General features: G+C 32.1%; 30 protein-coding genes and 2 pseudogenes. 29 read left to right on the forward strand and 3 right to left on the reverse strand.

The features are described from left to right. The 3 genes and pseudogenes from AC1RYN_RS09500 to AC1RYN_RS09510 all read left to right on the forward strand — a co-directional run. A pseudogene (locus AC1RYN_RS09500) lies at positions 1-451 on the forward strand (hypothetical protein); the annotation flags it as partial. Then, complete coding sequence (locus tag AC1RYN_RS09505) at positions 442-807, forward strand: nuclear transport factor 2 family protein (protein ID WP_481806779.1); 366 nt, start codon at positions 442-444, stop codon at positions 805-807. The pseudogene AC1RYN_RS09500 and the gene AC1RYN_RS09505, both read left to right, overlap by 10 nt. Before the next feature lie 71 nt (positions 808-878). Continuing rightward, positions 879-1,151, forward strand: a complete 273-nt coding sequence (locus tag AC1RYN_RS09510; RefSeq protein WP_481806780.1) for a hypothetical protein — start codon at positions 879-881, stop codon at positions 1,149-1,151. Between the two features lie 187 nt (positions 1,152-1,338). On the opposite strand, the gene AC1RYN_RS09515 is transcribed toward AC1RYN_RS09510, so the two are convergent. From AC1RYN_RS09515 to AC1RYN_RS09525, 3 genes are all read right to left on the reverse strand, one after another. After that, complete coding sequence (locus AC1RYN_RS09515) at positions 1,339-1,944, reverse strand: FAD-dependent oxidoreductase (protein ID WP_481806781.1); 606 nt, start codon at positions 1,942-1,944, stop codon at positions 1,339-1,341. 1 nt (position 1,945) lies between these two features. Beyond that, a complete protein-coding gene (locus tag AC1RYN_RS09520; protein ID WP_264286465.1) occupies positions 1,946-2,149 on the reverse strand; it encodes a hypothetical protein in 204 nt (67 codons plus the stop codon). Positions 2,150-2,277: 128 nt separating this feature from the next. Next, on the reverse strand, positions 2,278-2,856 hold the full coding sequence (locus tag AC1RYN_RS09525) for a MarC family protein (protein WP_129540701.1): 579 nt from the start codon (positions 2,854-2,856) through the stop codon (positions 2,278-2,280). Positions 2,857-3,112: 256 nt separating this feature from the next. Between AC1RYN_RS09525 and AC1RYN_RS09530 the strand changes: the two genes are divergently transcribed. From AC1RYN_RS09530 to AC1RYN_RS09655, 26 genes and pseudogenes are all read left to right on the forward strand, one after another. Then, on the forward strand, positions 3,113-3,682 hold the full coding sequence (locus AC1RYN_RS09530) for a DUF3109 family protein (protein ID WP_481806815.1): 570 nt from the start codon (positions 3,113-3,115) through the stop codon (positions 3,680-3,682). 343 nt (positions 3,683-4,025) lie between these two features. After that, positions 4,026-5,015, forward strand: coding sequence for a ribonucleotide-diphosphate reductase subunit beta (locus tag AC1RYN_RS09535; RefSeq protein WP_481806782.1), 990 nt, complete (start codon positions 4,026-4,028; stop codon positions 5,013-5,015). 285 nt (positions 5,016-5,300) lie between these two features. Next, positions 5,301-5,528 (forward strand): ATP cone domain-containing protein, encoded by a 228-nt coding sequence (locus AC1RYN_RS09540; RefSeq protein WP_481806783.1) that lies wholly within the window; start codon positions 5,301-5,303, stop codon positions 5,526-5,528. Between the two features lie 68 nt (positions 5,529-5,596). Beyond that, complete coding sequence (locus AC1RYN_RS09545) at positions 5,597-5,959, forward strand: ribonucleotide reductase N-terminal alpha domain-containing protein (protein WP_481806784.1); 363 nt, start codon at positions 5,597-5,599, stop codon at positions 5,957-5,959. Between the two features lie 2 nt (positions 5,960-5,961). Then, positions 5,962-6,198 carry a hypothetical protein gene (locus tag AC1RYN_RS09550; RefSeq protein WP_481806785.1) on the forward strand — a complete coding sequence of 79 codons (237 nt, stop codon included), beginning with the start codon at positions 5,962-5,964 and terminating at the stop codon, positions 6,196-6,198. 62 nt (positions 6,199-6,260) lie between these two features. Further along, positions 6,261-6,614, forward strand: a complete 354-nt coding sequence (locus tag AC1RYN_RS09555; RefSeq protein WP_481806786.1) for a hypothetical protein — start codon at positions 6,261-6,263, stop codon at positions 6,612-6,614. Continuing rightward, the gene (locus AC1RYN_RS09560; protein ID WP_481806787.1) at positions 6,577-6,714 is read left to right on the forward strand and encodes a hypothetical protein; all 138 of its coding nucleotides are present in this window, start codon (positions 6,577-6,579) and stop codon (positions 6,712-6,714) included. Before AC1RYN_RS09555 ends, AC1RYN_RS09560 begins: the two co-directional genes overlap by 38 nt. A gap of 19 nt (positions 6,715-6,733) precedes the next feature. Beyond that, complete coding sequence (locus AC1RYN_RS09565) at positions 6,734-6,859, forward strand: hypothetical protein (protein ID WP_481806816.1); 126 nt, start codon at positions 6,734-6,736, stop codon at positions 6,857-6,859. Between the two features lie 29 nt (positions 6,860-6,888). Then, on the forward strand, positions 6,889-7,089 hold the full coding sequence (locus tag AC1RYN_RS09570; RefSeq protein WP_481806788.1) for a hypothetical protein: 201 nt from the start codon (positions 6,889-6,891) through the stop codon (positions 7,087-7,089). An 11-nt stretch (positions 7,090-7,100) separates the two neighbouring features. Next, positions 7,101-7,701: pseudogene (locus tag AC1RYN_RS09575) on the forward strand (hypothetical protein). A 387-nt stretch (positions 7,702-8,088) separates the two neighbouring features. Then, the gene (locus tag AC1RYN_RS09580) at positions 8,089-8,343 is read left to right on the forward strand and encodes a hypothetical protein (protein ID WP_481806789.1); all 255 of its coding nucleotides are present in this window, start codon (positions 8,089-8,091) and stop codon (positions 8,341-8,343) included. 198 nt (positions 8,344-8,541) lie between these two features. Further along, positions 8,542-8,784, forward strand: a complete 243-nt coding sequence (locus tag AC1RYN_RS09585) for a DUF1800 family protein (RefSeq protein ID WP_481806790.1) — start codon at positions 8,542-8,544, stop codon at positions 8,782-8,784. Between the two features lie 135 nt (positions 8,785-8,919). Then, positions 8,920-9,225 carry a DUF1800 family protein gene (locus AC1RYN_RS09590; protein WP_481806791.1) on the forward strand — a complete coding sequence of 102 codons (306 nt, stop codon included), beginning with the start codon at positions 8,920-8,922 and terminating at the stop codon, positions 9,223-9,225. Between the two features lie 5 nt (positions 9,226-9,230). After that, positions 9,231-9,488, forward strand: coding sequence for a hypothetical protein (locus tag AC1RYN_RS09595; protein WP_481806792.1), 258 nt, complete (start codon positions 9,231-9,233; stop codon positions 9,486-9,488). 12 nt (positions 9,489-9,500) lie between these two features. Next, positions 9,501-10,538: a DUF1501 domain-containing protein gene (locus tag AC1RYN_RS09600; protein ID WP_481806793.1), complete on the forward strand. Its 1,038-nt coding sequence runs from the start codon at positions 9,501-9,503 to the stop codon at positions 10,536-10,538. 1 nt (position 10,539) lies between these two features. Then, positions 10,540-10,668, forward strand: coding sequence for a hypothetical protein (locus tag AC1RYN_RS09605; RefSeq protein WP_481806794.1), 129 nt, complete (start codon positions 10,540-10,542; stop codon positions 10,666-10,668). A gap of 355 nt (positions 10,669-11,023) precedes the next feature. After that, positions 11,024-11,470 (forward strand): Panacea domain-containing protein, encoded by a 447-nt coding sequence (locus AC1RYN_RS09610; RefSeq protein WP_481806795.1) that lies wholly within the window; start codon positions 11,024-11,026, stop codon positions 11,468-11,470. Beyond that, entirely contained in the window at positions 11,471-11,869 is a 399-nt protein-coding gene (locus tag AC1RYN_RS09615) for a hypothetical protein (protein ID WP_481806796.1), read from the forward strand. It abuts the gene before it with no gap. A gap of 316 nt (positions 11,870-12,185) precedes the next feature. Beyond that, positions 12,186-13,025: a prephenate dehydratase gene (locus tag AC1RYN_RS09620; protein WP_481806797.1), complete on the forward strand. Its 840-nt coding sequence runs from the start codon at positions 12,186-12,188 to the stop codon at positions 13,023-13,025. A 53-nt stretch (positions 13,026-13,078) separates the two neighbouring features. Next, positions 13,079-14,224: a pyridoxal phosphate-dependent aminotransferase gene (locus AC1RYN_RS09625; protein ID WP_481806798.1), complete on the forward strand. Its 1,146-nt coding sequence runs from the start codon at positions 13,079-13,081 to the stop codon at positions 14,222-14,224. 221 nt (positions 14,225-14,445) lie between these two features. Then, positions 14,446-15,303 carry a prephenate dehydrogenase gene (locus AC1RYN_RS09630; RefSeq protein WP_481806799.1) on the forward strand — a complete coding sequence of 286 codons (858 nt, stop codon included), beginning with the start codon at positions 14,446-14,448 and terminating at the stop codon, positions 15,301-15,303. 12 nt (positions 15,304-15,315) lie between these two features. Then, the gene (locus tag AC1RYN_RS09635; RefSeq protein ID WP_481806800.1) at positions 15,316-16,398 is read left to right on the forward strand and encodes a chorismate mutase; all 1,083 of its coding nucleotides are present in this window, start codon (positions 15,316-15,318) and stop codon (positions 16,396-16,398) included. 211 nt (positions 16,399-16,609) lie between these two features. After that, the gene (gene rsgA, locus AC1RYN_RS09640) at positions 16,610-17,587 is read left to right on the forward strand and encodes a ribosome small subunit-dependent GTPase A (protein ID WP_481806801.1); all 978 of its coding nucleotides are present in this window, start codon (positions 16,610-16,612) and stop codon (positions 17,585-17,587) included. A gap of 96 nt (positions 17,588-17,683) precedes the next feature. Next, the gene (gene dtd / locus AC1RYN_RS09645; RefSeq protein WP_481806802.1) at positions 17,684-18,136 is read left to right on the forward strand and encodes a D-aminoacyl-tRNA deacylase; all 453 of its coding nucleotides are present in this window, start codon (positions 17,684-17,686) and stop codon (positions 18,134-18,136) included. A gap of 63 nt (positions 18,137-18,199) precedes the next feature. Further along, positions 18,200-18,589: a DUF3857 domain-containing protein gene (locus AC1RYN_RS09650; RefSeq protein ID WP_481806803.1), complete on the forward strand. Its 390-nt coding sequence runs from the start codon at positions 18,200-18,202 to the stop codon at positions 18,587-18,589. A 125-nt stretch (positions 18,590-18,714) separates the two neighbouring features. Then, positions 18,715-20,106, forward strand: a complete 1,392-nt coding sequence (locus tag AC1RYN_RS09655; protein WP_481806804.1) for a DUF3857 domain-containing protein — start codon at positions 18,715-18,717, stop codon at positions 20,104-20,106.

The raw sequence follows: 20,106 nt of genomic DNA on the forward strand, positions 1-20,106 counted from the left end.
AAGGTTAATACATGCTCCTGTTGTTAGGGAGGCAGCACCTGTTTATGGTGGAGGCGGTATTGTACCAGATGTTTTTGTGCCAATCGAAATAGAACATGGTAGCGAAGGCTCTGCTTATTTGTTACAAACAGGAATTGTTGGGCATTTTGTTTTCGAGCAATTAGATAAAAATCGTAAGGCATTTACAGGGTTGAATTATCAAGAATTTGTTGCAAAAATGCAGTCGTTAGATGATTATTTTAAATCTTTTCAGAAATATCTTTTTAAGAATGGGTTAGATTTAAAATTAGAAAAAAATAAAGCAATCATTAATCGTTATATCACAGCTGAATTTGCCAGACAATTGTATGGGGAAATTTATTACTATGATATAATTCTTAAAAATGATGCAATGATTAAGACGGTTCTGAGTCAGAAAAAAATAATTCTAATTTTTTTTAAATGGAAATAAATACTATTGTAAATGCTGAAATCGAGCTATTAGCTGCAATTAAAAATGCAGATGTTTTAGCTCTGGAAAAATTCCTTCACGATGATTTGCTATTTAATTTACCAGATGGACAAACAATCACAAAGGAGTTTGATTTAGATTCGTATCGTTCAGATAAAATGAAAATCGAAGTATTAGAAGCTTCGGATCAAATTATTAGTGTAATTGGAGATACAGCTGTTGTAGGAGTTACTGTTTTATTAAGAGGGAAATATGATAATAAGCCCCTAGATGGTATTTTTAGATATGGTAGAGTTTGGAAACAATTTGATGAGAATGTAAAAGTTATTGCGGGAAGTTGTGTGCAATTGAAGTAGAATTGATAATAGTTCAATGGTAAAATATAAAAGATGAGAAATGCCAAAAAATAAGTTTCCTGTTGGTCTTAATGACTTTTGTAATTTCTTGTGCAACTATGAAAGATAATGATACTATTTCAGGGAAAGTTGAATCTATTGAGTTTGGTAAAGATGGATATACTGCTAAGATTAAGTCAGATAAAAATGAAATTTATTATGCTGCAATAAGTATTGTAAATGTAGGCGGTCCAGAAAACTACAAGAAATTAAAAGAAGGAGATGAGGTTTTTTTAAAAGGAGATATTTGGAAAACCGATACGGAGAAACATATAAAAGTAAAAGAAATTCTTTCTGTAAAATAAATTAATGCTAAAGCATCAATTTATTCGAACCATTAAAAAATTAAGTTATTAAGCTTTATGGCTAAATTGTTTTAATTTTTTAATGGTTTTCTTTTTACTATTACGATGTTAAATTTATAAAGTGTTTAAAGTTTAGTTTTTCTTAATCTCTTGATGGTTTGAATAAGAAACTAGTGTTTTTAAAAGATTATCGCGTACTATCGTGCACATGAGTCTGTACACCGTTATTCCATAGAGTTAAGATGTCAGTAGCAACGGCAGCACCACTTCCTGCAGCAATAGCCAGTTGGCTTCTCCAGCCAGCCAGAGTACCAATAACATAAACTCCTTCAGTAACTTTGTGGTCAATATTTTTTAACTGAATTCGTTGTTTTTCGGAAAGTGCTTTTTTGTGAGGTTCAATATATTGTATTAAGCCCTCAATAGCAAAAGTATTTGCAGAACCAATCCCGACAACTATTATTTTAGTTTTATATGTGTTTTTGTTGGTAGTAATTAAAAAATCAGGATATTCACCTTCTATCTTTATTACTTTTTCATTCGGGATTTGTGTAATATGTGGGTATTCTTGATTTAAATGCTCAGTACTTTCAGATAATAATTCAGAACCTAATTTACCAGGTGCAATACCGTAAGCATTGTTGAAAAGAGCATCTTGAAGAGAAGAGTTTTTTTGATGTGTAAAAACTCCAATTTTTTTATCAATAACAAAAGGCTTATTTTGTGCAGATCCTAAGACAAGTGCACAGGACATACTTGATACGCCTCCGCCAATAATTAAAACGTCAAACATATTATTGTTGATCGTTCATTTTTTCTTCTATCTTTTTAGAAATTCTAAAAATTAAAAGAATTAGTACGGCACAAAATGCAGCTGCTATTCCAATAAATGCTACCATGCTGTCTCCTTGTAAAGGATTTTGAAAGTCAAGCAAAGTAATATTGAAAATAATCAAAGCTAATGCTAAAAGCACTAATATGGAAGTAAAAATTTTCATAGGATAACTATTTATTTCTAAATGATTAAAAGGAATAATTGAAAAATGAAATATTGCTTTTGGTGGCTCCGCAAACGAGTATTTCTGCTTTTAAGTATTTCTAGGCGGTAAATTTATGAAAATTAATTTTAGACAAACAAACCTTTAACATTAGCTGCGAATAATTTAACAGCAATAGCCAAAAGTACAACTCCAAAAGTCTTTCTAACCACGCCAAGTCCGTTTTTTCCTAGCATTTTTTCGATTTTAGAAGATGATTTTAAAACAATATATACAAGGGTTATATTAAGGATAATTGCAATTACAATATTTATAGTGTGAAATTGTGAGCGTAACGAAAGTAATGTAGTCATAGTTCCTGCTCCTGCAATTAGAGGGAAAGCTAATGGCACAATAGAGGCAGAGCTAGCTTCTTCATCACGATATATGTGAATTCCGAGTATCATTTCTAAGGCAAGAAAAAATAATACAAAGGATCCTGCTACGGCAAAAGAATGTACATCGATACCAATTATTTTAAGGAATCCTTCTCCAATAAAGAGAAAAATAATCATTATTAATCCAGCAACTATCGAAGCCTTTTCGGATTCGATATGTCCGACTTTAGACCTTAGGTTAACAATAATAGGAATAGAGCCAACGATGTCAATTACAGCAAAGAGTACCATTCCAACAGTAATTATTTCTTTTAAGTCTATTTCTAACATGTCTTTTTATTTAGGAGTTAAACGTGGGTAAAGGTAAAAAATAAATGGCTTTTTTTAACATTTTGATATTAATCTGTGATTTTTTGTTATAAAAATACGTTTTTGAAGGCTTTTATGTGATGTTTACAACAAGATGTAGTTTTATTTGGTTAATCTATTGCGTGGAATTGAAGTCAGTTTTTTTGATTCAATTTATCTGGTGAGCATCGAGATAGATTGACTATCTTTGCATTTTATAATTCAGTACTCTATTATCATGTTTCAATTAGGAAAAACTATCATTTCTGAGGATATTCTTGAAAAAGAATTTGTTTGTAATTTATCTGCTTGTAAAGGCGCATGCTGTGTTGATGGAGACGCTGGGGCTCCCTTGAGTGAAGAGGAGACAAAGATTTTAGAAGAAATTTATCCAAAAGTAAAACCTTTTTTACGCAAAGAAGGGATTGCTGCTATTGAAGCACAGGGAACTTGGATTAAAGGAACAGATGGTGATCTTGAAACGCCATTAATAGATAATAAGGATTGTGCATATGTAATATTCGATGGAAAAACTGCGCTTTGCGGTATAGAACAAGCATACAATCAAGGAATCGTAAGTTGGAAAAAACCAGTATCATGTCATTTATATCCAATTAGAGTAAAAGATTTTACTGAATTTGCGGCTGTTAATTATGATAAATGGGATATTTGTGATGCAGCCTGTTCTTTGGGGCAGGAGCTTGAAGTTCCAGTTTATAAATTTGTCAAAGAAGCGCTAATTCGTAAGTTTGGAGAAGATTGGTATATGGAGCTAGATAAAGTTGCACAAGATTTGAAGCGCTCTTAAAAATTGATCTATTTTCCATAATTGAAAACAATCTGAGATTGTAATAAAATATCTTCCAAATGGTACCTAAAAAAGATTTTTAAATTTTATAAAAAAATCTTGCGTTTTATTTTAAAAATCCTATATTTTACGGTTGGTGGAGTGAATTTGAACGGTTTTAACTTATTCATTTTCAGATAGTTGATAATTGTATGAAAATTATTCTGTTTTTGCCTCTTTGTTAAAAACTAGAGCGGATTGTGAATAAGTTTGGCTTTTATTTTAGCCAACAAATGACAATCTTTGTAGTCTACAGAAATGGATGAAAATTCATTGAAATTTTTTAAAATAAAACACAACAATAATGTCACAAGTCGAACCAATTTTACAAGAAAATAAGAACCGTTTCGTAATTTTTCCAATTAAACACCATGATATTTGGGATTGGTATAAAAAGATGGAAGCGAGTTTTTGGACTGCTGAAGAAATTGATTTACATCAAGACTTGAATGATTGGAATAACAAGTTGTCAGATGATGAAAGATATTTTATTAAACATATATTAGCATTTTTTGCTGCATCAGATGGAATTGTAAATGAAAATCTTGCTGAGAACTTTGTAAATGAAGTACAATATGCTGAAGCTAAATTTTTCTATGGTTTTCAAATCATGATGGAAAATATTCATAGTGAAACATATTCACTTCTTATTGATACTTATGTAAAAGATGAAGCTGAAAAAGATCAGTTGTTTAATGCATTGGATGTTTTTCCTGCTATTGCAAAGAAAGCAAATTGGGCATTAAAATGGATTGAATCTGATTCGTTTGCTGAGCGTTTAATCGCATTTGCGGCGGTAGAAGGGATATTCTTCTCGGGAGCTTTTTGTTCTATTTTCTGGTTGAAAAAACGTGGTTTAATGCCAGGTTTAACTTTTTCAAACGAATTAATTTCTCGTGATGAAGGAGTTCATTGTGATTTTGCTGTGCATTTACACAATCACCATTTGATAAATAAAGTTCCAAAAGATAGAATTAAAGAAATTATCGTTGATGCTTTGGATATAGAAAGAGAATTTGTTACAGAATCTCTTCCGGTTAGTTTAATTGGTATGAATGCAGTTTTAATGACGCAATATTTAGAATTTGTTGCCGATAGATTACTTGTTGAGTTAGGTTGCGATCGTGTTTATGGCTCATCAAATCCATTCGACTTTATGGATATGATTTCGCTTCAAGGGAAAACTAATTTCTTTGAAAAAAGAGTTTCAGAATATCAAAAAGCAGGAGTAATGAATAGCAGCTCAGGTGGAGATGTTGATTCTCAGAAAATTAGCTTTGATGCAGATTTTTAGGCAACAAAGTAAGTTTTAGTGATTACTATGACACTAGAAATAATAAAATTAGGGGAACGAAGGGTTCTATAACTAAACACCATTTAAAGATTGAATCTCTATTCCCAAATCGAAGATTCAATAGTATTACTGACTGATTTTTGATCTATATATTAGATTGAGGAGAGGCAAACTATTGGGAAACTACTAATTCCTAAATTAAAAATAAAACACACAATGTTTAAGTGCTGGAATTCGTTATTTCAGCATCTTTCATTTTTTCAATAACAATAAAAAAGTAAGCTTATGTATGTAATAAAGAGAGATGGACGTAAAGAGCCAGTAATGTTTGATAAGATTACAGACAGAATCAAAAAATTGTGTTACGGGTTAAATGAACTTGTAGATCCTGTTAAGGTAGCCATGCGTGTTATTGAAGGATTGTATGATGGAGTTTCGACTTCAGAATTGGATAATCTTGCTGCAGAAACTGCTGCTTCTATGACTATTGCGCACCCAACTATGCACAATTAGCTGCTCGTATCGCTGTTTCTAATTTGCATTTTAATACGACAAAATCTTTCTCGGAGACGATGTCAGACATGTATAATTATGTTAACCCTAGAACAGGTAAAGAAGCTCCTTTGCTAGCAGATGATGTTTATGAAGTAATTAAGAAAAATTCACAGGTTCTGGATTCAACAATTATCTATAACCGTGATTTTAATTATGATTATTTTGGATTTAAAACTTTAGAACGCTTTTATTTATTGAAAATAAATGGGAAAATTGTAGAGAGACCACAACATATGCTGATGCGTGTTTCTATAGGAATTCATAAAGATGATATTGAGTCTGCGATTGAAACGTATGAATTAATGTCTAAAAAATTCTTTACTCACGCTACACGACGTTGTTTAATTCTGGAACACCAAAACCTCAAATGTCATCTTGTTTCTTATTAACAATGAAAGATGATAGTATTGATGGGATTTATGATACATTAAAACAAACAGCTAAAATTTCACAGTCTGCTGGAGGAATTGGTTTAGCAATACACAATGTTAGAGCAACTGGATCTTATATCAGTGGAACTAATGGAACTTCTAACGGAATTGTTCCGATGCTGCGTGTATATGATATGACAGCTCGTTATGTTGATCAAGGAGGAGGAAAACGTAAAGGAAGTTTTGCTATTACATAGAGCCTTGGCATGCTGATATTTTTCGATTTCCTTGATTTGAAAAAAACCACGGTAAGGAAGAAATGAGAACCCGTGATTTATTTCTTGGAATGTGGATTCCAGATTTATTCATCAGAAGAGTTCAGGAAGATACAACTTGGACTTTAATGTGTCCTAATGAATGTCCAGGATTATCAGATGTACACAGTGAAGAATTTGACGCTTTGTATTTAAGTTATGAGGCGCTGGTAAAGGAAGAAAAACAATTAAAGCAAGAGAGATATGGGAAAAAATCCTTGATATTAAGTAAAACTGGTCTTCCGTACATGTTGTATAAAGATGCAGCAAACCGGTACAAAATCAAACCAAAAGAATTTAGGAACAATCCGTTCGTCAAACTTGTGTACAGAGATTATCGAATATACATCTCCAGATGAAGTTGCAGTTTGTAATTTGGCTTCGATATCGTTGCCAATGTTTGTTGAGAACGGGCAATTTAATCACCAAAAACTATTTGATGTTATAAACGTCTCGTAACTTCAATTTAAATAAAGTAATTGACAGAAATTATTATCCAGTAAAAGAAGCAGAAAATTCTAACGTACGTCATAGACCAATTGGTTTAGGAGTTCAAGGACTTGCAAGATGCTTTTACTATGTTAAGAATGCCATTTACAAGTGATGATGCAAAACAATTAAATCAAGAAATTTTTGAAAACATTGTATTTTGCTGCCGTAACTGCATCTATGGAATTAGCTAAAGTTGAAGGGCCGTATTCTACATTTGAAGGGTCTCCAATGTCAAAAGGAGAATTCCAATATAATATGTGGGGAATGAAAGATGAAGAATTGTCAGGACGTTGGGACTGGGCTTCATTGCGTAAGGAAGTTGTGAGAACACGGTGTTCGTAACTCTTTATTAGTTGCTCCAATGCCTACAGCTTATCTACTTCTCTCAGATTTTAGGAAATAATGAAGCTTTTGAGCCATATACATCAAATATTTATACAAGAAGAACGCTTTCAGGAGAATTCATTGTGGTAAACAAGCATTTACTTCATGATTTGGTAGAAAGAGGTTTGTGGAACGACTCTGAAACAAGAGATCATGCGTCATAACGGATCAGTTCAAAATATTGATGGAATTCCAGCAGATCTTAAAGAATTGTATAAAACAGTTTGGGAAATGTCTATGAAAGATATTTTAGATATGTCGCGTCAAAGAGGTTATTTTATTGACCAGTCGCAATCATTAAACTTGTTTATGCAAGATGCAAACTATTCTAAACTTACATCAATGCATTTCTATGCATGGCAATCAGGTTTAAAAACAGGAATGTATTACTTTAGAACAAAATCAGCTGTAGATGCAATTAAATTTACATTAAACAACGATAAAAAAGAAGAAACTGCACCAGCAGCAGCAGTCTTGGCACCAGAAACAGAAGCAATCAGTGTAGAAGATTATAAAGCAATGCTGTTAAAAGCACAAGCCGGAGATCCAGACGATTGCGAAAATGTCTAGGTCTTAATTACAAGAAAGGAAATTGAATAAAGAGAAAATATTTATTCTTAGTTAATACAAAGCAGCTATCAGTACGATAGCTGCTTTTTTTTGCCCAAACTTGTCATCTCGAAGAATGAGAGATCTCCAGGATTAGCTCGATAATTAGAGGATACTTAGTGAAATAAGTTTAATGCCAGAAAAGTGACGAACTTGTAGTAAGTTTTCTAATAAAGTAGAGTAAATACTCGATTTCTCTAAAAAGGCAATATCAAGCCAATAAAAAACGTTTTAATTATACTACCTAATTAAAAAAAACTTAGAACCTTAGTATCTAAGAACTCAGAACCTCCCTTTTTAAACCTTTTAAAAAAAATAAAGTCTTATTCTCAAAATAATTCCTGCGTTATGAAAAAAAGCAATGTTTGGTCGTTACGATTGGGTTTCTCTGGTAAAGAATCCGATAAGATTGAAAGACTAGGATTAGAAAAATTTCTAAAACATTCCTATGATTCAAAGTTTGACAAACAACTTCCTGCTTTTTTAGACGATAATCCCAAAACACTTATTGAACTTAAAGAACTGCGTGAATCTATAAAAACGGCAGATACAGAAGCTAAAAAGAAGATTCTAAGCAAGAAATTTATTCATCAGTTGAATTAAAAAAATGGTGGATAGCCAAAATGCGAAACGAATGAATTTCCGTTGCGAAAAATATGGTTTGCTTCTGGTAATCATTTTGTTTCGACTTCCCAGAAAGTAAAAGTCAATTATTGGATTTATCAGCACAATATGATTTTGCGATAGCATGCTTTTGGAAACTTCAAAGAACTCACCAAGCAAATTATAAAATCAAATGCAATGGTAAAATACCTTGATAATGTCGATAATAAAAAAGGAAAGTACAACGAGAATCTAAGCCGTGAATTGCTCGAGTTGTTCACAATCGGAATCGGGAATTATACCGAAAATGATATTAAAAATGGAGCAAGAGCTTTAGCAGGATTAAATTATGGAGATGATACAGCAGTTTACAGGCGTTTTGCCGAAGATGATAGTGATAAAAACTTATTTTGGGAAAACCGGAAATTGGAAAGTAGATGATCTAGTTGATATTATTTTTGAAGCAGAAAAACATTCCGTACTTAATTACTCGAAAAATTCTAAAATGGTTTATTTACGATACTCCTTCAGAAGATTTGGTAATTTATTATGGCGATTATTTCAGGAAAGTAAAGTTTGAAAATACAGCCATTGCTAACTAAAATATTTATGGAAGAATATACCAAAGAGGTTCGAGGAACCAAAATAAAAGATCCGTTGGTTTATATTTTGCAGCTTTTGGATGAATTGCATATTGACGACCTCGATGATGGTATGGTTATGTTTTTTTTGAAACAACAAGGAATGGATTTATACAATCAGGTAAATGTGAAAGGTTGGGATGGAGGAAATTCATGGCTGACTTCTCAGATTTATTTACAGCGTAGAAACAATACATCAGATTTATTTGTGGTGGAAGAAGTATTACAAGGAAGGCATTAAATACAATGAATGATGAAAGTGAGAAGCCAAAGACCGAATTCGAAAAAATTGATGTCAAAATAGATTTTGATTCTAATGGGAGTAATAAAACTATTATTGCTGAATTGTCAAGCAGGCTATTGTTTAATGTCAATGACGCGATGCAAAAAGACATGGAGAATTTGCTTAAATATGATTTTAACCCTAAAGAACCCCACGCCAATTTTGCAGTAATTCGACTGTTTAATTACATTACCAAGTTGCCCGAATATCAATTAATCTAGAAGTTTAAAGTTATGAACAGAAGGAATTTTATATCGATAACAGGAACATTTACTGGTGGAATGCTTTTGCTTCCTGATTTTTTGCATGCTTATGGTTCTCAAAATAGTTTGGTAATTGGCGAGCAATGTGTTGTATTTGTTCAGCTTAATGGAGGGAATGACGGATTGAATACTTTTATCCCATATGATAATCCTTTGTATTATGATTTGAGAACAAAAATTGCTTTGGATAAAGATGTTGTGGTAGGAAAAAATAAAGGAATGGCATTTCATCCTTCTTTAAAAGACTTTGCCCAAATGCAGCAAAACGGAGATTTAACAGTAATCCAAAATGTTGGTTATCCAGAGCCGATTCGTTCGCATTTTCGTAGTCAGGAGATTTGGCAAACAGCAACAGATTCGAACAAATATATAAATGAAGGCTGGCTCGGACGATATCTAGATCTGCAATGTAAAGGACATCAGGCTACGGCTGGAATAAATCTAGACACAATAGATAATTTGGCTTTAAAAGGAATTGAGCCAAATTCAATCACGGTAAAAGATCCAAACCGATTTAAAGTAAAATCAGATAAGGAAGAAAATATAACATTGTCGAATAATCCTCAATTGGACTTTGTTCGGAAAATAGCCAATTCAGTTACTGAAGGATCCGACGAAATTCAGAAAGCATTGGCAAAATCAAAAACGGAAATAAGTTATCCTAAAACCGAACTATCTAAAAATTTGGAATGGATTGGTAGATTAATAAAAGGGAATCTAAATTCTAAAGTATATTATACATCCCTTGGCGGATTAGATACACATGACAATCAACTTGCAATTCATGAGAAAAAATTAACCGATTTAAATGATGCTTTGTATAGTTTTTATCAGGATTTAAAACAATCTCAGTTGCTCCAGAATGTTACAGTTGTTGTGTTTTCGGAATTTGGTAGGAGAGTAAAAGACAACGGAAACGGAACAGATCACGGAACAGCAGCACCAATGTTGATTATAGGAGGGAATAATAAAGGAACAATTTTACGGAAAAAATCCAGATTTGTCTAACTTGGATAATGGTGATTTAAAATATGAAATTGATTTTAGAAGTGTATATGCTTCTTTATTACAGCAAAAAATGAGCTTTGATTATTCCAAAATAGGGATAAGTAATAGACCTATTGCAGGATTGTTTTAAGAATAAATTGATTAGAAATTTGAGAAATTGAATTTTAAGTCATGGCCTCAGCTGAAATTTTATATTGTTTTGACTAAAGTCTATTTGTTGTCAATTTCTTTACCTCCAGTTGAAGCATAATCTAATTAAGTTAAGGAAATGTCTGCAATGCTGGATAAATTTCTCGCAAAGACACCAGTCGCAAAGAAAAATATGCATAAACTTGGTGTTTTTATGTCTTTGCGAGAAAGATTATTAGTTCAGAAAGCTTTACTTAATGACATTGAGTTAAAGCTGATGTAGACAAGATTTATGAAATAATTGAACACAATAAATGGTAGGAAATAATTGTTTAAATTTGTAAAAAAGAATAGTAATGAGTTATCCGGTTTTACAAATTGCACATAAAATTATTGCATATACAGACGCTAGTCAGGGAGAAATTATTTCAAATTTAAAACTGCAAAAAATACTTTATTATATGCAGGGCTTTTTTATTGCTGTATATGATAAGAAATTATTTGAAGAAGATTTCGAAGCTTGGCAGTATGGTCCTGTTGTGAGGGATATGTTTGACCATTTTAAAGATTTTGGTTCAGGTGCCATTACCCTAAATGAAGATGTACAAATTATTGAACTGACTGAGGATGAAAATGAATTGTTTATAGAAGTGATGACTGAATTTGGACAGTTTTCGGCTATAAAGCTGATGCAAATGACGCATGCAGAGTTGCCATGGAAGAAAATTTTTCATGAAAACCCTCAAGGAGAAATCTCTTATGACTTGTTGAGAGAGTATTTTAAAACTCAAATCATCGAGTAGATGGGGAAAATTAAAAAGAGAGATATTAAGGAAAGTAAAATAACAGTTCCTAATCAAAATAATACCGAATTAAACTATCCGATTTTTTGCTTCAAGTATTTACAGACGGAGCCAGATAAAGATTTTAAGTTTTACGCAGATTTTATAGAGAGATTAAAAAAGCTGTCCAATTTAACTTGGAATCAGATAAATGTGGCTCAAAAGCATGGTTTTGGAACTGAAAAAATACCCGTTAGACAAATTAAGCCAGATTTGCCTAAATTCGTTTCACCAGATGTGACTGACTTAATAGTTTTTAGAGCAAATGGAGATAATAGACCTTTTCTTGGTTTAAGAAATCAGAATGTTTTTCATATCATATTCTTAGAAGAGAGGTTTGGAGATATCTATAATCACTAATTAGCAATTAGTTAAATCGCATTTTAAGGCCGATTTATTTAATTATCTTACAAAATTGAGCTTATTTGTTAAGAAATCCTTTTTTGTTTCATAAAAAGCATTATTTTTTTTGGTGCAGTAAAAATAATTTATACATTCGCAAAGTATTTATTGAAAAACACAAACAAAATGTCAAGCAACCGTTTTTATTTTAGCAACTCTTTTTATTTCTTCTTTAGTAGAAGTGAGGATTGTGCTATGGTTATTTGAGAAAATTTAAAAGACAAATAAAACTAATATACAATCCTGATGCAAATCAGGATTTTTTTTTGAGTATATGACAACAAAAATTGCAATACAAGGTATTAAAGGCTCATTTCATCATCAGGTAGTAAATGAGTATTTCTCTGAAAACGTGGATATTGACGAGTGTTTATCATTTGAAGAATTAATTGATAGCGTTCTTTCTGGCAAATCAGATCAAGCTGTAATGGCAATCGAAAACTCGATTGCAGGGCCAATTATCCCGAATTATGCCTTGATAGATAAGAATAATTTGCACATAATTGGAGAGCATTATTTAAGCATTCATCAGAATTTAATGGCTTTAAAAGGTCAAAAAATGGAAGATATTACAGAGGTTCATTCTCATCCAATGGCATTATTACAATGTATGGATTATCTGAAAAAATACCCAAATGTTAAATTAGTAGAGGATAAAGATACTGCCGAAACAGCTAGAAGAATTCAGGAGAAACAGCTAAAAGGGATTGCAGCAATTGGAAGTAAAACGGCTTCTGTGATGTATGATTTAGAAATTTTAGCGCCAGAAATTCAGACGATTAAAAACAATATGACCCGTTTTGTAATTATCAAGAAAGAGAACTCTTTTTTACCGGTAAATGAAATTAACAGAGCGTCAATCAAATTTGAATTAAATCATAAACGTGGAAGTTTAGCCGCTGTTTTGAATGTAATGAGTGATTGTAAACTGAATTTAACAAAAATTCAATCGTTGCCAAAAATAGAAACCCCTTGGAAATATTCATTTTTTGTGGATGTAACTTTTGAAGATTACGAAGATTATGCAAAAGCAAAAACTTTAATAGCAATTATGGCAGAATACTTTAAAGTTTTGGGAGAATATAAAAATACGAAACCTTTAAATGAGGTTTAAAAGTCATAAAGCCGAAAGCCGAGCGCCCAAAGCTGAAAATATAAAATAGAACCATGATTACAACAGCAAAAAGATTAGATGTCGTAGAGGAATACTACTTTTCTTCAAAGCTTAGAGAAGTAAGACAACTACAATCAGAAGGCAAGCCAATTATCAATATGGGAATTGGAAGTCCAGATTTAAATCCTTCTAAAGCAGTTATCGAAGCAATAGTTTCGGCAATGCAAGATGAGAATGCACATCAATATCAAAGTTATCAGGGATTGCCAGAATTGAGAAAAGGAATGGCTGATTTTTATCAGAATAATTATGGTGTTGCTTTAAATCCAGCTAATGAGATTTTACCATTAATGGGTTCAAAAGAAGGGATTATGCATATTTCGCTGGCTTTCTTAAATGAAGGAGACCATGTTTTAATTCCGAATCCAGGATATCCAACATATACTTCGGTAACCAATTTGGTTGGAGCAGTTCCAGTTTATTATGATTTGAAAGAGAATACTAATTGGGAGCCAGATTTTGAAGCCTTAGAAAAATTAGATCTTTCAAGAGTAAAGATTATGTGGTTGGGCTATCCTCATATGCCTACGGGAGCAAGAGGAAGTTTAGAGTTATTTGAAAAATTGATTGCTTTCGCTAAAAAACATAACATTTTATTGATTAATGATAATCCGTATAGTTTTGTTTTAAATGATAAACCAATTAGTTTATTACAAGTTGAAGGAGCAAAGGATGTAGCATTAGAGCTTAATTCATTGAGTAAGACTTTTAATATGGCAGGATGGAGAGTTGGGATGGTTTTAGGAAATCCTGAAATTATAGATGCTGTCTTGAAAGTAAAAAGTAATATGGACAGCGGTATGTTTTACGGAATACAAAAAGGTGCAGTTGCAGCATTAAATTGTGATAAATCATGGTTTGAAGATCAAAATAAGATTTACAGACGCCGTCGTGAATTAACAGAAAAGCTAGCAGAAAAGTTAGACTGCAAAGTTTATAAAGAAGGAGTTGGACTTTTTGTTTGGGCAAAACTTCCGGAAGGAATTGAATCATCAGAAAAGTTCATTGACGAAATATTATACGAGAAACATATTTTTATCACACCGGGAACAATCTTCGGGAGTAATGGTGAAGGTTATATTAGATTCTCGTTGTGTGTGAAAGAAGAAAAAGTACAAGAGGCAATAGATAGATTTTAGATTGTCAGGTTGAGCGGAGTCGAAACCCTTTTGGTTTTTATAAGCCTTCGACTCCGCTCAGGATGACAGAATTTTAAATCTATAACGAAAAGATCTTGAAAAAATGAAAAGTTTAGCCCTGATGGGAGCGGCATCCTTTTTCTAGCTTCTTTAGCTAGAAAAAGATAGAGTCGGACAGCAGTCCCGATAGTTATCGGGAAGCTTCAAATAAAAAATAAAAAATGAATATACACGTAATAGGAATAGGGTTAATAGGAGGTTCAATGGTTTTAGATATCAAAGAATTATATCCAAATGCTACTATTTATGGAATTGATAATAATGAAGCACATCTACAAGAAGCAATTGAGTTAGGAGTTATCGATAAGGCGTCGACTTTTGATGATCTGGGAACTGCCGATTTTGTGATTGTTTCGGTTCCAGTAGATGTTGCGCTTACCGTTTTACCTAAAGTTCTGGATGTAATTGGTGAAAACACAATAGTCTTTGAAGTAGGTTCTACTAAAAAACCAATTTGCGAGGCAGTAGCTGATCATCCGAGAAGAAGAAACTTTATTGCTACTCATCCGATTGCGGGAACGGAATTCTCTGGACCTTCTGCAGCAATAAAAGGGCTTTTTAAAGGTAAAACGAATATTATTTGCGAGGTAGAAAAAACTACTTTTAAATTACAGGAAAAGGCTTTACAGCTTTTTACAGCTATAGGAATGCGCATACGATATATGGACCCAACATCGCATGATAAGCATATTGCCTATGTATCGCATTTGTCTCATATAAGCTCATTTATGCTAGGAAAGACAGTTATTAATAAGGAGAAAGACGAACAGGATATTTTTGATATGGCAGGAAGTGGATTTGAAAGTACTGTCCGTTTGGCAAAAAGCTCTCCAGCAATGTGGACGCCAATTTTTAAACAAAATAAAAAACAGGTAATCGAAACCCTGGAAGAATATATACTAAATCTTACCCAGTTTAAAGACTTACTGGTTGCAGATGATTATAATGCCATTTATGAGGAAATGGAAAGTGTGAATAAAATAAAAGAGATATTAAACGGAATTACTATTAAAAAATAAACTAAAGAAAAGATGGAAAATAAGAAAGAAATGAGAAATTGGTTAGAGGCATTCAAATTAGATCATCCACTAGTAATAGCTGGACCTTGTAGTGCTGAAACTGAAGATCAGGTGTTGAAAATTGCACATGAATTAAAAAACTCTGATGTAAGTATATTCAGAGCTGGAATCTGGAAACCAAGAACGCGTCCAGGAGGATTTGAAGGTGTAGGAGAAATTGGTTTGAAATGGTTACAAAAAGCTAAAGCAGAAACTGGTTTATTAATGGGAACAGAAGTTGCAACTGCGGCACATTGTAAACTGGCTTTGGAGCATGATATTGATGTTTTATGGGTTGGAGCTCGTACAACAGCAAATCCGTTTGCAGTACAAGAAATTGCAGATACACTAAAAGGAACAGATAAAATCGTTTTGATTAAAAACCCTGTTAACCCAGATTTATCTTTGTGGTTAGGTGGTGTAGAGCGTTTACATATGGCGGGAATCGAAAAACTAGGTGTAATACACAGAGGATTTTCGACTTACGAAAAAACAAAATACAGAAACATCCCAGAATGGCAGATTGCTATCGAATTACAAAATAAATTCCCTGATTTACCTTTAATCATTGACCCATCTCATATTACAGGAGACCGTAAAATGATTCTTGAAGTAACACAAGAGGCTTTAGATTTAAATTACGACGGTATGATTATCGAAACTCATACTGATCCAGATAATGCTTGGAGTGATGCAGCACAGCAAGTTACACCAGATGCTTTGAAGCAAATTTTCAAAGATTTGAGAGTAAGAAAGACTGATGATAAGACAGATGAATATAGCCAAAAAATGTCGAAATTAAGAGCTAATATCGATGTTCTTGATGCTAATTTATTAGACTTATTAGGAAAACGTATGAAAGTTGCTGACGAAATTGGTCAGGTGAAAAAAGATGCAAACGTTGCTATTCTTCAAAATAACCGTTGGAACGAAATTTTAGGAAAAATGATTCTGGAAGGTGAGAAAAAAGGATTGTCTGAAGAATTTGTTCTTAAAATGTTTAAAGCAATTCACCAAGAGAGTATTAGCCATCAAGAAAGAATTCTTAACGCATAATTTGTTTTGAATCATATAAGTGGTATAATTTCATATAAGGATTTGTAAGCATTAAACTTAAATGTTTTTAGATTACTTAAATGGTTAATAATTCTCAAAATAGAATCTCCATCGCTTTTAAGAAAGTGGTGGAGATTTTTTAATTTATACTTGAGCTTAAAAACTTTGAACTTTAAACTTTAAAGCTGAAACAAAATTTTATCTTTGCAGTATGACAGGAACCGTTTACAAATCTACAGGGAGTTGGTACACCGTAAAATCCGAAAGTGGCGATTTTATAGAGTGTAGAATGAAAGGAAAGTTTAGGATGAAAGGTATTAAGAGTACTAATCCTATAGCTGTAGGCGACGTTGTGGATTATGAACTCGAAGAAAGTTCAGATACAGTAACAGGAACAATTCATAATATTCACGAAAGAAAGAATTATATCGTTCGTAAATCTGTGAATTTATCTCATCAGATGCATATTATTGCCTCTAATATTGATTGCGTATTTTTATTAGTAACAATTAATAATCCACCAACGACATTTAATTTTATCGACCGTTTCTTGGTTACAGCTGAGGCATATGGTATTGAAACTATTTTGATTTTTAATAAAATAGATACTTTTGATGAAGCTACTCTTGATGAGCAATTGTATATGCAATATGTATATGAGCAAATAGGATATAAATGTTTGCGTATTTCATCGACAGAAGGCAAAGGTGTTGAGGAATTAAAGGGAATGATGATTGGTAAGGTAACGATGTTCTCGGGGCATTCAGGGGTTGGTAAATCAACTCTTGTAAATGCGATGGAACCTAGTTTGCATCTTAAAACAAAAATGATTTCGACAGCAAGTAAACAAGGACAGCATACAACAACATTTGCAGAAATGTTTGACTTGTCTTTTGGTGCACGTATTATTGATACACCAGGTATAAAAGGCTTTGGTATTGTTGATATGGAAAAAGAAGAAGTTAGTGGATATTTTCCTGAATTTTTTAAATTGAAAGATCAGTGTAAATTTAATAACTGCTTGCATAAGGATGAACCTCATTGTGCTATAAAAGATGCTCTGGAAAGAGATGAAATTGCTTGGTCACGTTATAATAGTTATCTTAAAATTCTAGAAGGAGAAGACGAACATTATCGTACAGATATTTATAATGATGATCGTGCTGCTAGCGATGAAACAAGAAAGTAAAAATAGTTTAAAGTCAAATTTATTTGAACTTTAAGTTGGTAATAATTATTTATACGAAATGAATTCACAATTTATAATTTATAATTCACTATTATTTTGAGAGTTGTTCTTCAAAGAGTTTCTTCAGCTTCGGTAGTGGTTGATGGTAATAAGGTAGCCGATATCCAAAAAGGGTTACTTATTTTTGTTGGTATTGAAGATGCCGATACACAGGAAGATATTGATTGGTTGGCTGGAAAAATAACCAAAATCAGAATTTTTAACGACGAAAAGGATGTTATGAATTACTCTGTTCAGGATATTAACGGCGAAATTATAGTTGTTAGCCAGTTTACACTTCATGCTGGTATTAAAAAAGGGAATCGACCATCTTACATAAAAGCATCAAAACCCGATATTGCAATTCCACTTTATGAAAACTTTGTAGCTACTTTGGAGAAGGAATTTGGAAATAAAATTCAAGCTGGAATTTTTGATGCAGATATGAAAATCAGCCTGTTAAATGATGGTCCTGTAACCATAACAATGGACAGCAAGAATAGAGAGTAAAAAGAGTCAATGTTTGTTAAATATTTCTAAAAATAATATATATTTGGCGAAATTACTTATTAAATGAAATCGATTCTCTTCTCATTATTTTTTATTTTATTTTCATTCACTTCCATTGCTCAAAAAATTGAATATGAATTTGTTGGAATTTCCGATAGCCTCAAAGAGAATGCTAATGCTGTTATTCGTTTAAATCAAATTGATATTGTGATTACTTCTCAGAGGAGTATGAAAACGAAACAGAAGAGAGTTATAACCGTATTTAATGAAAACGGTTTAAATGCAATTGACGCTACTGAGTATTATGATAAATCTACATCTGTTAAAAATATAGAGGCTACGGTATATGATGCACAAGGCAAAGAATTAAAAAAAATAAAACGCAAAGATTTTAGAGACGAAAGTGTTATCAGTGGAGGAATCTCTTTTCTGATAGTCGCTATATTTATTTAGATTATACTCCTATTCAATATCCATTTACTTTAATATACAAAAGTGAAGTTGAAACTTCGACAACTGCTTTTATTCCTAAATGGTTCCCCATCGATAATTATTATACAGGCTTAGAAAAAAGCATTTTGAATGTAACTTATCCAAATAATTTAGGATTCAAAAAAAAAGAATTTCGTTTATCAGGATTTGATATAAAAAAAACTACAGACACCAATACTCAGGTTTCTTATATAGCAACTAATATACTAGCTCAAAAAAAAGAAGATTATAGTCCTGCTTTTAATGATGTTTTTCCTTGTGTTATGATGGGAATGGAAAGTTTTCATCTCGAAGGAGTTGATGGAAATGCTACAACATGGGAAGCTTTTGGGAAATGGTATGCTGATAAAGTTTTATTAGGTACAACAGTTTTGCCTAATGAAACCAAAATTAAAATAAAGAAATTGGTAGGAGATGAAAAAGATCCAGTAAAAAAAGCTAAAATAGTTTATGACTATGTGCAAAAAAAATCAAGATATGTAAATATTGCTATTGGTATTGGAGGATGGAAACCAATGTTTGCAAATGATGTAGATCGTTTAGGTTATGGAGATTGCAAAGCATTAACAAACTATACAAAAGCACTTCTAGAAGTTGTTGATGTTCCTTCTTATAACACGATTTTATATGGAAGTCCGTATAAAATGGATATAGACTCAGACTTTGTTTCTATGCAAGGAAATCATATGATATTGTCAATTCCTGATGGAGATAAGTATATATGGCTTGAGTGTACAAGTCAAGATGATCCTTTTGGGTATCAAGGCACTTTTACTGATGATAGGAATGTTTTAATAATTAAACCAGAGGGAGGTGAAATTGTTAGAACAACCATTTATGAAGATAAAAATAATACTCAAATAAGTAAAGGAAATTATGCTTTATCGGAAGAAGGAAATTTATCTGGAGCTATCGTAATTGTTTCAGAAGGTTCTCAGTACAGTAAAAAAACGGGAGTTGAGAAGTTGCAACCCACAGATAAAGATGCACATTATAAAAGTTATTGGGATAATATTAATAACTTAAAAATTAATAAGACTGTTTTTTTTAATGATAAAGAGCGTGTAAGATTTACAGAAGATGTTCAGATAAGTGCTTCTAATTATGGAGTTGTTTCAGGAGGTAAAATGATGTTTGTGGTAGATGCTTTTAATCAATATACAGGAAGTATAAAAAGAATTAGAAATCGAAAGAATTCATTGCAAATACAAAGAGGATATTTAGATATTGATGAAATAGAAATCAATCTTCCAACAGGATTTACAATCGAATTTTTACCTTCAAATTTTGAATTAAAAGGAAAATTTGGGGAGTATAAAACAGAAATAAGTAAAAAAGAAAATAATAAATTAATTTACAAGCGTTCCATGTTACTAAATAAAGGGGAGTATTCGAATAAAGAATATGATGAATATCGTCTTTTTATGGAGAAGATTAACAAAAATGATAATGCCAAAATTATATTAACCAAGAATTAA

The sequence above is a fragment of the Flavobacterium sp. TC780 genome (genome assembly GCF_056783245.1).